This window comes from Microcella alkalica (genome assembly GCF_014137945.1).
GTDB classification, from domain to species: Bacteria; Actinomycetota; Actinomycetes; order Actinomycetales; family Microbacteriaceae; genus Microcella; species Microcella alkalica.
The window spans coordinates 841,229-855,869 of the sequence record NZ_JACGWX010000001.1 but is presented as its reverse complement, the minus strand read 5'-3'; the positions used below and the strand labels follow the sequence as shown (position 1 = coordinate 855,869).

Annotated in this window: 15 protein-coding genes; 13 read left to right on the top strand and 2 right to left on the bottom strand. The window is 70.2% G+C overall.

The window, feature by feature from the left end:
• The first annotated feature begins 130 nt into the window (after nucleotides 1–130).
• The 8 genes from ftsZ (at nucleotide 131) to FHX53_RS04100 (ending at nucleotide 8,669) form a co-directional block, all read left to right on the top strand.
• Complete coding sequence (gene ftsZ / locus FHX53_RS04135; protein WP_182490038.1) at nucleotides 131–1,273, top strand: cell division protein FtsZ; 1,143 nt, start codon at nucleotides 131–133, stop codon at nucleotides 1,271–1,273.
• A gap of 4 nt (nucleotides 1,274–1,277) precedes the next feature.
• The gene (locus FHX53_RS04130; protein WP_182490037.1) at nucleotides 1,278–1,958 is read left to right on the top strand and encodes a YggS family pyridoxal phosphate-dependent enzyme; all 681 of its coding nucleotides are present in this window, start codon (nucleotides 1,278–1,280) and stop codon (nucleotides 1,956–1,958) included.
• A gap of 33 nt (nucleotides 1,959–1,991) precedes the next feature.
• Complete coding sequence (locus FHX53_RS04125; RefSeq protein ID WP_182490036.1) at nucleotides 1,992–2,480, top strand: cell division protein SepF; 489 nt, start codon at nucleotides 1,992–1,994, stop codon at nucleotides 2,478–2,480.
• Between the two features lie 42 nt (nucleotides 2,481–2,522).
• Nucleotides 2,523–2,819 carry a YggT family protein gene (locus tag FHX53_RS04120; RefSeq protein WP_343050796.1) on the top strand — a complete coding sequence of 99 codons (297 nt, stop codon included), beginning with the start codon at nucleotides 2,523–2,525 and terminating at the stop codon, nucleotides 2,817–2,819.
• 144 nt (nucleotides 2,820–2,963) lie between these two features.
• Nucleotides 2,964–3,746, top strand: a complete 783-nt coding sequence (locus FHX53_RS04115; RefSeq protein ID WP_182490035.1) for a DivIVA domain-containing protein — start codon at nucleotides 2,964–2,966, stop codon at nucleotides 3,744–3,746.
• A 34-nt stretch (nucleotides 3,747–3,780) separates the two neighbouring features.
• Nucleotides 3,781–4,704 carry an RluA family pseudouridine synthase gene (locus FHX53_RS04110; RefSeq protein ID WP_182490034.1) on the top strand — a complete coding sequence of 308 codons (924 nt, stop codon included), beginning with the start codon at nucleotides 3,781–3,783 and terminating at the stop codon, nucleotides 4,702–4,704.
• A gap of 180 nt (nucleotides 4,705–4,884) precedes the next feature.
• The gene (dnaE, locus tag FHX53_RS04105) at nucleotides 4,885–8,343 is read left to right on the top strand and encodes a DNA polymerase III subunit alpha (protein ID WP_220476195.1); all 3,459 of its coding nucleotides are present in this window, start codon (nucleotides 4,885–4,887) and stop codon (nucleotides 8,341–8,343) included.
• A 110-nt stretch (nucleotides 8,344–8,453) separates the two neighbouring features.
• Nucleotides 8,454–8,669, top strand: a complete 216-nt coding sequence (locus tag FHX53_RS04100) for an antitoxin (RefSeq protein WP_182490032.1) — start codon at nucleotides 8,454–8,456, stop codon at nucleotides 8,667–8,669.
• Nucleotides 8,670–8,703: 34 nt separating this feature from the next.
• Here FHX53_RS04100 and FHX53_RS04095 read toward each other — a convergent pair whose 3' ends face one another.
• Nucleotides 8,704–9,204, bottom strand: a complete 501-nt coding sequence (locus tag FHX53_RS04095) for a flavin reductase family protein (protein WP_182490031.1) — start codon at nucleotides 9,202–9,204, stop codon at nucleotides 8,704–8,706.
• A gap of 68 nt (nucleotides 9,205–9,272) precedes the next feature.
• On the opposite strand from FHX53_RS04095, the gene hisD reads away from it, so the two are divergent.
• From hisD to FHX53_RS04080, 3 genes are read left to right on the top strand one after another with little or no spacing between them, the layout of a single operon-like run.
• Nucleotides 9,273–10,589: a histidinol dehydrogenase gene (gene hisD / locus FHX53_RS04090; protein WP_182490030.1), complete on the top strand. Its 1,317-nt coding sequence runs from the start codon at nucleotides 9,273–9,275 to the stop codon at nucleotides 10,587–10,589.
• Nucleotides 10,590–10,600: 11 nt separating this feature from the next.
• Entirely contained in the window at nucleotides 10,601–11,068 is a 468-nt protein-coding gene (gene nrdR, locus FHX53_RS04085; protein WP_055861533.1) for a transcriptional regulator NrdR, read from the top strand.
• Between the two features lie 2 nt (nucleotides 11,069–11,070).
• Entirely contained in the window at nucleotides 11,071–12,120 is a 1,050-nt protein-coding gene (locus tag FHX53_RS04080) for a quinone-dependent dihydroorotate dehydrogenase (RefSeq protein ID WP_182490029.1), read from the top strand.
• A 12-nt stretch (nucleotides 12,121–12,132) separates the two neighbouring features.
• Here FHX53_RS04080 and FHX53_RS04075 read toward each other — a convergent pair whose 3' ends face one another.
• Nucleotides 12,133–12,720: a DUF3043 domain-containing protein gene (locus tag FHX53_RS04075; protein ID WP_343050794.1), complete on the bottom strand. Its 588-nt coding sequence runs from the start codon at nucleotides 12,718–12,720 to the stop codon at nucleotides 12,133–12,135.
• Nucleotides 12,721–12,762: 42 nt separating this feature from the next.
• Between FHX53_RS04075 and FHX53_RS04070 the strand changes: the two genes are divergently transcribed.
• Both FHX53_RS04070 and FHX53_RS04065 read left to right on the top strand, forming a co-directional pair.
• Nucleotides 12,763–14,196, top strand: coding sequence for a dipeptidase (locus FHX53_RS04070; protein ID WP_182490027.1), 1,434 nt, complete (start codon nucleotides 12,763–12,765; stop codon nucleotides 14,194–14,196).
• A gap of 94 nt (nucleotides 14,197–14,290) precedes the next feature.
• Nucleotides 14,291–14,638, top strand: coding sequence for a HesB/IscA family protein (locus FHX53_RS04065; RefSeq protein ID WP_182490026.1), 348 nt, complete (start codon nucleotides 14,291–14,293; stop codon nucleotides 14,636–14,638).
• The last annotated feature ends 3 nt before the right edge of the window (nucleotides 14,639–14,641 follow it).

Sequence of the window (14,641 nt, the reverse complement as noted above, 5' to 3'; positions counted from 1 at the left end):
ATCGCTCCGACACGCGGCGCGCTTGAGCGGCCCGGGCCCCTCGCGCCCATACCGTCATCACTCAGGAGTACATACTGAGCATAACTTTAGACCTCAACTGGAGGTTTAGGGTTAGACGCGGAGGCCGGACGTGACCAGCAACCAGAACTACCTCGCCGTGATCAAGGTCGTGGGCATCGGCGGCGGCGGTGTCAACGCCGTCAACCGCATGATCGAGCTGGGCCTGCGCGGCGTCGAGTTCATCGCGATCAACACCGACGCGCAGGCGCTGCTGATGAGCGACGCCGACGTCAAGCTCGACGTCGGGCGCGAGCTCACCCGCGGCCTCGGTGCCGGCGCCGACCCCGAGGTCGGCCGTCGGGCGGCGGAGGACCACGCGGAGGAGATCGAGGAGGCCCTCGCGGGCGCCGACATGGTCTTCGTCACCGCGGGCGAGGGCGGCGGAACCGGCACGGGCGGCGCGCCCGTCGTCGCCCGCATCGCCAAGTCGATCGGCGCGCTCACGATCGGCGTCGTCACGAAGCCGTTCAGCTTCGAGGGCAAGCGCCGCCAGGCGCAGGCCGAGGACGGCGTCGCCGCGCTCAAGAACGAGGTCGACACGCTCATCGTCGTCCCCAACGACCGTCTGCTCGAGATCAGCGACCGCGGCATCAGCATGCTCGAGGCCTTCGCGACCGCCGACCAGGTGCTCCTCGCGGGCGTCCAGGGCATCACCGACCTCATCACGACCCCCGGCCTCATCAACCTCGACTTCGCCGACGTCAAGAGCGTCATGCAGGGCGCGGGCAGCGCCCTCATGGGCATCGGATCGAGCAGGGGAGCGGATCGCGCCATCAAGGCCGCAGAGCTCGCCGTCGCGAGCCCGCTGCTCGAGGCGAGCATCGACGGCGCCCACGGAGTGCTGCTGTCGATCCAGGGCGGGTCGAATCTCGGCATCTTCGAGATCAACGACGCGGCGAAGCTCGTCCAGGAGGCCGTGCACCCGGAAGCCAACATCATCTTCGGCGCCGTCATCGACGACACCCTGGGCGACGAGGTGCGCGTCACGGTCATCGCCGCGGGCTTCGACGGCGGGGAGCCGACGACGGTCCACAAAGACCGTCGCTCGAGCTTCGTGCCGGCCGCCCCCGGCGAGCGCGTCACGGCTCAGCCGGGCGACTCGGCCGCCGAGCCCGCGCACGCGCCGACGCTCGCCGCGACCGCGCCGATCGACCCGCTCGAGGTCGAGGCCGGCAGCGACGACGACCTCGACATCCCCGAGTTCCTCCGCTGAGCCGGTGACCGCCTCGCCCGAGCTCGCCGACCGCTACGCCGCGGTCACGGCTGGCATCGCAGACGCGTGCGCGGGCGCCGGCCGGTCGCCCGACGAGCTCACTCTCGTCGTCGTGACGAAGTTCCATCCTGCGCAACTCGTCCGCGACCTCGTCGAGCTCGGCGTGCGTCACGTTGGCGAGAACCGTCACCAGGATGCGGCGCCGAAGGCGGCCGAGCTCGCCGATCTGCCACTCACCTGGCATTTCGTCGGTCAGCTGCAGTCGAACAAGGCGAAAGCCGCGGCCCGCTACGCGGACGTGATCCACTCCGTCGACCGCGAATCCCTCGTCACCGCGCTCGCGAGCGCCGAGCGCGCGCCCGACGTCTTCCTCGAGGTCAATCTGACCGACGATCCTGGCCGCGGGGGAGTCTCGCCCGACCGGGTCGAGGAGCTCGCCGAGGCCGTTGTCGCGACCGAGAGGCTTCGGCTGCGCGGCGTCATGGGCGTCGCGCCCCTCGATGAGGATGCCCGTTCGGCTTTCGCGCGGCTTCGCGCGATCGGCGAGCGGGTGCGCTCCCTCGCTCCGGAGGCGACCGACCTCTCGGCCGGCATGTCGGGGGACTACGCCGAGGCCATCGCGGAGGGGGCGACACACCTTCGGATCGGAACGGCAATCACCGGAAAACGTCCGGCCCCGCAATAGCCTGCAAGAGCACCACGACTCGAAGGACGCCTCATGACGAACCCGCTTCGCAAGACAATGGTCTACCTCGGCCTCGCCGATGAAGAGGTCGAGTACGACGCTCCCGCCGAGCCGCGCGAGCAGCGCGATCACCGCTCGCAGCCTGCGCCCTCCGTCGCCGCGGTGCCCGCTCCGGGTCCGCAGCGCGCCCCCGTGACGCCCCTGCGTCGCTCCGCCCCGACACGGAATGCCGCGCCCTCCGACATGAACGAGATCCTCACCGTCCACCCGCGCCACTACAAGGACGCGCAGGTCATCGCCGAGAGCTTCCGCGAGGGAATCCCGGTCATAATCAATCTCTCGCAGATGACCGAGTCGGAGGCCCGCCGCCTCGTTGACTTCGCCAGCGGCCTCTCGCAGGGCCTGTACGGCAAGATCGAGCGCGTCACGAGCAAAGTCTTCCTCCTCTCGCCATCGCACGTCGCGGTGAGCGGCGAGCAGGCCGAGGCGGAGCCGGACGTCGACGCCTCATTCCTCTCCTGACGGGTGCCGGCGCTCCCAGCGTGACCTGACAGACTGATCGTCGTGCAGGCAGTCCTCTCCATCGTGTTCGGCGTGATCTATTTCGCGCTGCTCATCGTCTTCATCGCCATGTGGGCGCGATTCGTCTTCGATTGGATCCAGGCGCTCAATCGCGGATGGCGCCCGACGGGCGCCGTGGTCGTCGCCGCGGAGGTCAGCTACACGCTCACCGACCCTCCCATCCGGGCCGTGCGCCGCGTTATCCCGCCGATCCGACTGGGTATGGTGCAGCTCGATCTGGCGTGGACGATCGTCATGATCGGCATCTTCATCCTGATGTCGATCGTCGGTCCGCGCTGACGCGATCGGCCTCGATACTGCCCTGACGCTCGGAGCCTCGAGTGGGTAGGGTGGGGTAACCGATGTGACGCGTGTGATTCGCTGTTGCTAGCGTTATCCCATCGTTATCCGACCGCTCTCCAGAAAGTTCCGAGGTAGCACGGAATGGCCCTCACCCCCGAAGACGTCGTCAACAAGCGCTTCCAGTCGACCAAGTTCCGCGAGGGATACGACCAGGACGAGGTCGATGACTTCCTCGACGAGATCGTCGTCGAGTTCCGTCGCCTGAACCAGGAGAACGACGAGCTCAAGCAGCGCCTCACGGCCGCCGACGCCCGCATCGCCGAGCTCCAGCGCAGCGGCGGCGCGGCCCCGGCCGCCGAGCAGGCTGTGCCGCAGCCGGTCGCCTCCGTCCCAGCCGCGTCGGCCCCCGCGTACTCGGCTCCTGCCGCGCCCGCGCCGGCCTCGGCGCCCGCCGCTCAGGACACCTCGCTCGAGACGACGAGCACGAACAACCTCCTGCAGCTCGCTCGTCGTCTGCACGAGGAGCACGTGCGCGAGGGCATCGCCAAGCGCGACGAGCTCATCGCCGAGGGTCAGGCCACCGCAGCGCGTCTCGTCTCCGAGGCCGAGGGCCAGCAGCGTCAGATCGTCGACCAGCTCCAGGCCGAGAAGACCACGCTCGAGGCCCGCGTCGAGGAGCTGCGCGTCTTCGAGCGCGAGTACCGCAACCAGCTCCGCACCTACATCCAGGGGCAGCTACGCGAGCTCGAGGGCTCGAGCGCGTCGTCCGGGCAGCCCGAGCCGAGCGCCGCTCCCGGCACGGCCGCGGGCCCCGTCGGCTCGGCACCGGTCGGCGCGCCCGGGTCCGCGCAGTTCCCGGGTTCCGCGCCGAGCTTCGGTCAGCCGCAGCAGACTCCGGGCCAGTACCCGGGCTACAGCTCCTGAGCATCACCCTCCGTCGGGGACGGGGAGGGGCGTCGTGACCGAGTCGCGCGCCCTCCCCGTCCCCGACGGGCTTTCCGGCGAGCGCGTCGACGCCGCCCTCGCGAAGCTCCTCGGCTTCTCGCGCACGTTCGCCGCCGAGGTCGCCGAGGCCGGGGGAGTGACGGTCGACGGCCGTACGCTCGGGAAGTCCGACCGTCTGCCGCGCGACGCGTGGCTCGAGGTGTCGTGGGAGCCCCGCCGCGAGGCCAGGATCGAGTCGATCGCGGTCGAGAACCTTCGCATCGTCCACGACGACGACGAGCTCGTCGTGATCGACAAGCCGGTCGGCGTCGCCGCGCATCCGAGCGTGGGCTGGGATGGCCCGACCGTTCTCGGGGCTCTCGCCGCCGCAGGGTTCCGCATCGCGACCTCGGGCCCGGCGGAGCGCGCCGGCGTCGTCCACCGGCTCGACGCGGGCACGAGCGGGCTCATGGTGGTCGCCAAGACCGAGTCCGCGTACCGCGAGCTCAAGCGGCTCTTCCATGACCGCGAGGTCAGCAAGGTCTACCACGCGATCGTCCAGGGTCACCCGGACCCGTTCTCGGGGACGATCGATGCGCCGATCGGCCGTCACCCCGGCTCGGCGTGGAAGTTCGCCGTCGTCGCCGACGGCAAGCCGTCGGTCACCCACTACGACACGCTCGAGGCCTTCCCGTCCGCGACGCTCCTGGAGATCCACCTCGAGACCGGCCGCACCCACCAGATCCGCGTGCACATGGCGGCGCAGCGGCACCCGTGCGTCGGCGACGCGATGTACGGGGCCGACCCGACCCTCAGCGCGCGCCTCGGTCTCTCCCGGCAGTGGCTGCATGCGATGCGCCTCGGTTTCCGGCACCCCGCCACGGGTGCCGAGGTCGAGTTCTCGTCGGTGTACCCCGATGATCTTCAGCACGCGCTCGACGTGCTCCGAGCATCCTGACCGGCGGTTCACGGCGACGGATGCGCGCCTCGCGCGACGCGCCCGTGACACGCCGATCGGCCCTCCGCCGCGACCTAGACTGGTGACCCCGCACGCCGCGGGAACCGCCCGAGAACCGCACCCGGAGGTGCCGTGACCACCGACTCGTTCGTCCACCTCCACGTGCACAGCGAGTACTCCATGCTCGACGGGGCGGCCCGCGTCAAGCCGCTCATCGAGGAGGCGGTCGCCCAGGGGATGCCCGCGATCGCGGTGACCGACCACGGCAACATGTTCGGCGCATTCGACTTCTGGCGCACCGCGACCGAGGCCGGCATCAAGCCCATCATCGGCACCGAGGCCTACCTGACCCCCGGCACGCATCGCACCGACAAGACGCGCGTGAAGTGGGGCACGGGCGGCGAGGACGACGTATCCGGCGCCGGGTCATACACGCACATCACGATGCTCGCCGAGACCACGACGGGCATGCACAACCTGTTCCGCATGTCGTCGCTCGCCTCGATCGAGGGCTACTACTTCAAGCCCCGCATGGATCGCGAGCTGCTCAGCCGCTACAGCGAGGGCATCATCGCCACGACCGGCTGCCCGAGCGGCGAGGTGCAGACGCGCCTGCGCCTCGGGCAGTACGACAAGGCCGTCGAGGCGGCGGCCGAGTTCCGCGACATCTTCGGTCGCGAGAACTACTTCGCCGAGATCATGGACCACGGTCTGGGCATCGAGCGCCGCATCATGAGCGACCTCATCCGACTCGCGAAAGACCTCGGGCTGCCGCTCGTCGCCACCAACGACCTCCACTACACGCACGCGGGCGACGCGAGCTCGCATGCCGCGCTGCTGTGCGTGCAGTCGGGCTCGACCCTCGACGACCCGAACCGCTTCAAGTTCGACGCCGACGAGTTCTACCTCAAGACCCCTGCGCAGATGCGCGACCTGTTCCGCGATCACCCCGAGGCCTGCGACTCGACCCTCCTCATCGCCGAGCGCGTCGACGTCGCCTTCGACACGAGCGCCAACTACATGCCGCGCTTCCCGGTGCCCGAGGGCGAGACCGAGAACAGCTGGTTCATCACGGAGGTCGAGAAGGGCCTCGAGCAGCGCTACCCGGGCGGCATCTCGGCCGACGTGCGCGCGCGGGCCGAGTACGAGATCGGCGTCATCACGCAGATGGGCTTCTCGGGCTACTTCCTCGTCGTCGCCGACTTCATCAACTGGTCCAAGCGCAACGGCATCCGCGTCGGCCCGGGCCGCGGATCGGGCGCGGGCTCCATGGCCGCCTACGCGATGCGCATCACCGACCTCGACCCGATCGAGCACGGCCTTCTCTTCGAGCGCTTCCTCAACCCCGACCGCGTCTCGATGCCCGACTTCGACGTCGACTTCGACGACCGGCGCCGCGGCGAGGTCATCCGCTACGTCACCGAGAAGTACGGCGATGAGCGCGTCGCGCAGATCGTCACCTACGGAACGATCAAGGCCAAGCAGGCGCTCAAGGACAGCTCGCGGGTCCTCGGCTTCCCCTTCGGGATGGGCGAGAAGCTCACGAAGGCGATGCCCCCGGCGATCATGGGGAAGGACATGCCGCTGTCGGGCATCCTGGACCCCGCGCATCCCCGTCACAAGGAGGCCGGCGATTTCCGCGCGGTCATCGAGTTCGATCCGGATGCCCGGCGCGTGTTCGACACCGCTCTCGGCCTCGAGAATCTGAAGCGGCAGTGGGGCGTCCACGCCGCCGGCGTCATCATGTCGAGCGAGCCGCTCATCGACATCATCCCGATCATGAAGCGGGAGCAGGACGGACAGATCGTCACGCAGTTCGACTACCCCGCGTGCGAATCGCTCGGCCTCATCAAGATGGACTTCCTGGGGCTGCGCAACCTCACGATCATCGACGACGCGCTCGACAACATCCGCGCCAACCGCGGCACAGAGCTCGTGCTCGAGGACCTGACGCTCGACGACCCGGCCGCGTACGAGCTCATGGCGCGCGGCGACACCCTGGGCGTCTTCCAGCTCGACGGCGGCCCCATGCGCTCGCTGCTGCGCATGATGAAGCCCGACAACTTCGAGGACATCTCCGCCGTCCTCGCCCTCTACCGGCCCGGCCCCATGGGCGCGGAATCGCACACGAACTACGCGCTGCGCAAGAACAAGCGGCAGCCGATCACGCCCATCCACCCCGAGCTCGCCGAACCGCTCGAAGAGGTGCTCGGCACGACCTACGGCCTGATCGTCTATCAGGAGCAGGTCATGGCGATCGCGCAGAAGCTCGCGGGGTACACGCTCGCGCAGGCCGACCTGCTGCGGCGCGCGATGGGCAAGAAGAAGAAGAGCGAGCTCGACAAGCAGTTCGAGAACTTCAGCGCCGGCATGCAGGCCAACGGCTATTCGGCCGCGGCGGTGAAGACGCTCTGGGACATCCTGCTTCCGTTCTCCGACTACGCCTTCAACAAGGCCCACTCGGCCGCCTACGGCGTCGTGTCGTACTGGACGGCGTACCTCAAGGCGCACTACCCGGCCGAGTACATGGCCGCTCTGCTGACGAGCGTCGGCGACTCGAAGGACAAGATGGCGGTGTACCTCAATGAGTGCCGCCGCATGGGCATCACGGTTCTGCCGCCCGATGTCAACGAGTCGATCGGCTTCTTCGCCGCCGTGGGCGATGACATCCGGTTCGGGCTCGGCGCCGTGCGCAACGTCGGCACGAACGTCGTCGAGGGCATCAAGGGGGCGCGCGAGGTGAAGGGCCGCTTCACCGGGTTCCACGACTTCCTGAAGAAGGTGCCGACGCCGGTCGCCAACAAGCGCGCGATCGAGTCGCTCATCAAGGCCGGTGCCTTCGACTCGCTCGGCGCGACGCGGCGTGCGCTAATGGAGATCCACGAGGGCGCGGTGGAGTCGGCGGTGAAGGAGAAGCGCGCCGAGGACAACGGCGACTTCGGATTCGACTTCGACAGCCTCTTTGACGAGCTGGGCGAGTCGGCGCAGGTGCCGGATCGTCCGGAGTGGGCCAAGAAGGACAAGCTCGCATTCGAGCGCGAGATGCTCGGCCTCTACGTCAGCGATCATCCGCTCGCCGGTCTGGAGATCGCCCTCGCCAAGCATGCGGGAGCGCCGATCGCCGAGCTCAACGACAACCCTCCCGACGACGGAGAGCAGGTCACGGTCGCGGGCCTCATCACGAGCGTCCAGCACCGCGTCGCGCGCAACTCGGGCAACCCCTACGGCATGGTCACGATCGAGGACTTCGGCGGCGAGCTGACCGTCATGTTCCTAGGGAAGACCTATCAGGAATTCGGCCCTCGGCTGCAGGCCGACTCGATCGTCGTCCTGCGGGGCCGGGTCAATCACCGGGACGACGGCATCACCCTCCAGGCCATGACCCTGCAGATGCCCGACTTCGGAGTCGCGACAGACACCGGTCCGCTCGTGCTCTCGGTGCGCGAGCAGCGCGCGACGGTCGATGTCGTGACCGAGCTCGAGGCGGTCCTGCGTCGTCACCGCGGCTCGACCGAGGTCCGGCTCCGACTCGTCCGCGACGAGGCCGCTCGCGTGTTCGAGCTGCCGCATCGCATCGAGCCCACAGCGGGCTTCTTCGGCGAGGTGAAGAGCCTGCTCGGTCCTCGCGCGCTGACCTGAGCCGGGCATCCGCTGGGAGATCGTCCGCGGTATCGCCCGGGCGAGCAGAATCGACGCGACGCGCTCACCGGCGCGCACGACCGCGCCAGCGGCGCGAGAGGGAGGCCGTCATGGGCATCGACGACATCACGAGCAAGGCCAAGGAGTTCCTCGAGAGCGACCAGGTCAAGGGCATGCTCGACAGCGAGCAGGCCGAGGACATCAGCGACAAGGTGCTCGAGGCCGTGGCGGAGGCCGCTGACAAGGTCACCGGCGGGAAGTTCTCCGACCAGATCGAGGACGTCAAGTCGAACATCGACGGGGCGATCGGAACCGACCGCGACTAGTGCGGGATCGGGATCGGCGGGTAGGGCGGATGCGCTAGAGCTCGGCGCCGAGCGCGCGGTAGCGGCGTTCGTGGTATAGCAGCGGCTCGTCCGGCTCGCCGAGGGCGCCCTCCTCGATCTGCACCGCGACCATCGCGTTCTCCGCCACGTGCGTGCGCGCGACTATGCGCCCCACCATCCACGCCGTGACGCCCTTCAGGATCGGCAGGCCGTGCGGCCCCGGCTCCCAGTGGTCCCCGACGAAGCGGCGGTCGTGGTCGCCCGCCATGATCTGCGCGACCGCGAAGTCGTCGAGACCGAGCATGTGGATGGCGACGTGATCGGTCTCGGCGATCGCCGGCCAACTGCTCGCCGTGCGCGCCATGTTGAAGGTCGCGAGCGGTGGAGCCGCGGCGAGCGACGCGAGCGAGGTCGCCGTGAACCCTACAGGGGCGCCGGCCGCCGTGCGAGCCGTGATGACCGCGACGCCCGCGGCGTGGCGGCGGAACGCCTGCGCGAAGGCGTCGAATCCGGTGGCGTCGGCTGTCGTGGTCATCACGCTCGATCCAACACCCGCGCGCACCGGGTATTCCCGAGGCTGGCCGCGATTAGGCTGATCGCGCCATGATCCAGACCCTTGATCTCCGCGGCCGCGTCCTGTCGACGGCCGAGCTCCTCGCTGTCGTCCCGCGCTCGGCGAGCGACGTCGGCTCCTCCGTCGACGCCGTCGCCGCCCTGATCGCGGATGTCCGCGCCCGCGGCGCCGCCGCCCTCCTCGATCAGGCCGAGCGCTTCGATCGCGTCCGACCCCCGCACGTCCGCGTGCCGCTCGACGCGCTGCGCGAGGCCGAGGTCGCACTCGAGCCGGCGGTGCGCGAGGCCCTCGTCGAGGCGATCGACCGCGTCCGCCGCGGAACGGCCGCGCAGGTGCCGCCGACGATCTCGACCGAGATCGCTCCGGGCGCCCGCATCGTGCAGCGCTGGCAGCCGGTCGATCGCGTCGGGCTCTACGTGCCTGGGGGGAAGGCCGTCTACCCGTCGAGCGTCGTCATGAACGTCGTCGCCGCTCAGGTCGCCGGCGTGCCGTCGATCGCGCTCGCGAGTCCCGCGCAGGCCGAGTTCGGCGGCAGCGTGCACCCGACGATCCTCGGCGCCGCCCACCTGCTCGGGGTCGACGAGGTCTACGCGATGGGCGGCGCCGGCGCGATCGGCGCTCTCGCGTACGGGGTCGCAGAGCTCGGGCTAGAGCCGGTGCAGGTCATCACCGGCCCTGGCAACCTGTTCGTCGCCACGGCGAAGCGTGCGGTGAAGGGCGTCGTCGGCATCGACTCCGAGGCCGGGCCGACGGAGATCCTCGTGATCGCCGATGACTCGGCATCGCCCGAGCTCATCGTCGCCGACCTCGTCAGCCAGGCCGAGCACGACGAGCTCGCCGGTGCCGTGCTGGTCACCGACTCGCCCGAGCTCGCCGCCGCCGTCGAGGCGGCCCTCCCGGCCGCGATCGCGGCGACCCGGCACCGCGAGCGCATCGAGGTCGCTCTCGCCGGCCCGCAGTCCGCGCTCGTGCTCGTCGACAATCTCGCCGACGCGGCCCGCTTCAGCAACGCCTACGCCCCCGAGCACCTCGAGGTCCAGGTGCGTGACCCGCACGACCTCGTGCCGAGCCTCACGAGCGCCGGCGCGATCTTCGTCGGAGACCACACCCCCGTGAGCCTCGGCGACTACATCGCCGGCTCCAACCACGTGCTGCCCACCGGCGGGCAGGCGCGCTTCGCCTCGGGTCTCGGGGCGTACAGCTTCCTGCGCCCGCAGCAGATCGTCGAGTACGACCGCGCCGCCCTGCGCGAGGTCGCCGATCGCGTCGTCGTCCTCAGCGACGCCGAGCAGCTCCCCGCGCACGGAGAGGCCGTCCGCGCGCGCTTCCGCGCCGCCGACGACTAGGCTCAGTCACCATGCACTGCCCCTTCTGCCGGTACCCCGACAGCCGCGTCATCGACTCCCGCACGAGCGATGACGGGCTCTCGATCCGGCGACGTCGGCAGTGCCCCGAGTGCGGTCGCCGCTTCTCCACGACCGAGACGGCGAGCCTCTCGGTCATCAAGCGCAACGGCGTCGTCGAGCCGTTCTCGCGCGAGAAGATCGTCGCGGGCGTCCGCAAGGCCTGCCAGGGCCGACCGGTGACCGACACCGACCTCGCCCTCCTCGCTCAGAAGGTGGAAGAGAACCTGCGCGCCACGGGCGCCTCGCAGCTCGAGGCGAACGACATCGGCCTGGCGATCCTGCCCGAGCTGCGTCAGCTCGACGAGGTCGCCTTCCTCCGGTTCGCGAGCGTCTACCAGGCGTTCGAGAATCTTGACGACTTCGAGTCGGCGATCCGCCAGCTGCGCATCGAGGACGCGCAGCGCGCGACCGAGGCCTGAGTGTGGGCGCGTACGACATCGTCTTCCGGCAGGTCTTCGCACGGATGGATCCGGAGCGGGCCCACCATCTCGCGGTCTCCGTCATCAGGGTGATCCCGAGGCTCGGGCTCACGCGCGTCGTGCGGCGGTTCACCGCGCCCGACCCCAGCCTCGCCGTCGAGGCCATGGGGCTGCGCTTCGAGTCCCCGTTCGGCATGGCGGCGGGGTTCGACAAGGATGCGGAGAGCATCCGCGGGCTCTGGGCTCTCGGGTTCGGCCACGTCGAGATCGGCACCGTCACCGCTATCGCGCAGGAGGGCAACCCGCGCCCCCGCCTCTTCCGCCTCGTCGCCGACCGTGCCGTCATCAACCGGATGGGCTTCAACAACCGCGGGGCGGCGCACGCAGCTGAGAACGTGCGACGCGAGGCGGCGCGCGCTCCGCGCCCGATCATCGGGGCGAACATCGGCAAGAGCCGCGTCGTCGCCGTCGAGGACGCCGTGGTCGACTACCGCGCCTCGGCTCGCCTCCTCGCGCCCGTCGCCGACTATCTCGCCGTCAACGTCTCATCGCCCAACACCCCTGGGCTGCGAGGCCTTCAGGACGAGGCGCTCCTGGGCCCGCTGCTGGATGCAGTGCTCGAGGAGGCGGGGTCCACGCCGGTCCTCGTGAAGATCGCCCCCGATCTCGACGACGAGTCGATCGAGGCGGTCGCGCGCCTCGCGGTCGGGAAGGGCCTACGCGGCATCATCGCGACCAACACGACCATCGGGCGCGCGGGTCTCGCAACCGACCCGTCCGTCGTCGAGGCCGCCGGGGCGGGGGGGCTGAGCGGAGCGCCGTTGAAGGAGCGCTCGCTCGAGGTGCTGCGGCGCGTCCGCGCCGCGGTGCCGGACGACTACTGCGTCATCGCCGTCGGCGGCATCGACACCGCCCAGGACGCGGCCGAGCGACTCGCCGCCGGCGCGACGCTCGTGCAGGGCTACACGGCGTTCCTGTACCGAGGTCCCGGCTGGGCGCGGCAGGTCACCCGAGGGCTGGCCCGGCTGCGCACGACCGCGGCCGCGCGCTGACGCGGGCGCCGGTCAGGCGGGGAACTGCCCGCGACGCACCTGCGGCTTCGGCAGGCGCAGAGCGCGCAGCTGCAGCGATCGCATCGCCGCGTACCACTTGACGCCCTTCTCGACGCGTTCGGTGCCGAACTTCTCGGCGAGGCGCCGCTTGACGAGGAAGCCGAGGATCGTCGCATCCATGATGGCGATGAGGAAGAACGCCCACAGCGCGAGGATCGCGTACACGTCGAGCGTCGGCACGAAGCTCAGGATGATGACGACGAACATCACCGGGATCATGAACTCGCCGACGCCCCAGCGCGCGTCGACGTAGTCGCGCACGAACCGCTTCTGCGGGCCCCGGTCGCGCGTGGGGAGGTAGCGCTCCTCTCCGTTGGCCATGCCGATGCGGGCGCGGTCGCGCGCCTCGTTCATCCTCGCGCGGGCGGCCTTCGCGGCCTCCTTGCGGTCGTTGGAGACGAGGGGGCGCTTGCGCGCGGCCTCGCGCTCCTTGCGCGTCGGCGTCGGACGACCCTTGCCGGCGATCACGGCGGCCTCCTCGCTCGAAGCGGCGGTCGCGCTCGTCCGCGCGGCGGAGTCAGCGTTGTCTCGGGGGGCCACGGCGGCACATCCTTCCGGTGGAGTCGCCACTAGATTACCGGCATGACGCTCCATGAACGGCCCACGAGGCCCGCCACCCCGACCGATCTGATCGAGCAGCTGCGGGGGAGCGTGAGAGACGGCCTGCCCGCGGCGATCGCAGACCTGTCGACGCTCGTCCGCATCCCCTCGGTCTCGTGGGACGGCTTCGATCCCGCCCACGTGCAGGCCTCAGCGGACGAGGTCGCCCGTCTCGTCCGCGAGCTCGGCGTCTTCGACGAGGTCCTCGTCGACCGTGTCGAGATCCCGGGGTCGGGCGGGCTCGGTCAGCCGGCGGTGCTCGCGCGCCGCGAGCCCCGCGCGGGTCGACCCACCGTGCTGCTCTACGCGCACCACGATGTGCAGCCCCCCGGCCGTGACGAGGACTGGGAGACCCCTCCGTTCGAGCCGACGGCCATCGGCGATCGCCTCTACGGCCGCGGTTCCGCGGACGACAAGGCGGGCGTCATCGCGCACGTCGCCGCCATCCGCGCTCTCGTCGAGTCCGTCGGCGACCCCGAGCTCGGCATCGTGATCTTCATCGAGGGCGAGGAGGAGTTCGGCTCGCGCTCTTTCGGCGCTCTCCTCGAGAAGCACCGCGATCTGCTCGCCGCCGACGTCATCGTCGTCGCCGATTCCGACAACTGGGATGTCCGCACGCCGTCGCTCACGGTCGGACTCCGTGGCAACGCCGCCTTCACCCTCACCGTCTCGACGCTCGGCCATGCCTCCCACTCCGGCATGTTCGGCGGCGCCGCGCCCGACGCGATGCTCGCGACGATCCGTCTCCTGTCGACGCTGCACGACGCCGACGGATCGGTCGCCGTCGACGGACTCCGCTCCCACGATCAGGAGGTGCCGGACTTCCCCGACGAGCGGCTCCGCGAGGAGGCCGCTCTGCTCGACGGCGTCACCCCGATCGGGCGAGGACCGGTGCTGCACCGCCTGTGGGCGCAACCCGCGATCACGGTCACCGGCATCGACGCCCCGAGCGTGCAGAACGCGTCCAACACGCTCCTGCCGAGCGTGTCGGTGAAGATCAGCGCGCGCGTCGCGCCCGGGCAGTCGGCGGCGGAGGCCTTCGACGCGGTGCGGGCGCATCTGGAGGCGCACGCGCCGTTCGGCGCGCAGCTGACCTTCGGCGCCGTCGACCTCGGCGACCCCTTCCTCGTCGACACGACCGCGTGGGCGGTCGACGAGGCGCTGACCTCCATGCGCGAGGCCTGGGGCGCCGACCCGGTCATGGTCGGCGTGGGAGGCTCGATCCCCTTCATCGCGGAGCTGAAGGAGAGCTTCCCCGACGCGCATGTGCTCGTCACCGGGGTGGAGGATCCCGACACCCGCGCGCACAGTCCAAACGAATCGCTGCACCTCGGCGTGCTCCACCGCGCGATCCTCACCGAGGCAGTGCTGCTCGCGCGCCTCGCGGGAGCGGTCGAGCTCCCGGCACGCGAATAGATACGACGCGCTCGCGGTTGACCCTCACGCAGGCCGGGCACCCGGCATCGCGACGTACACTGGCACCAGCCCCATCGATTCCGGGAGGAACCCCATGACCGACACCGCTCTCGAGACGCACGGCGTCGCCCTGACCGATGCCGCCGCAGCCAAGGTCAAGTCGCTCCTCGAGCAGGAGGGCCGCGACGATCTGCGCCTCCGGCTCGCGGTGCAGCCGGGCGGCTGCTCGGGCCTGATCTACCAGCTCTACTTCGACGAGCGCCTCCTCGACGGCGACGTCACGCGCGACTTCGAGGGCGTCGAGGTCGTCGTCGACAAGATGAGCGTCCCCTACCTCGCCGGGGCCTCGATCGATTTCGAGGACACGATCCAGAAGCAGGGCTTCACGATCGACAACCCCCAGGCGCAGGGCTCCTGCGCGTGCGGCGACAGCTTCCACTGAGCC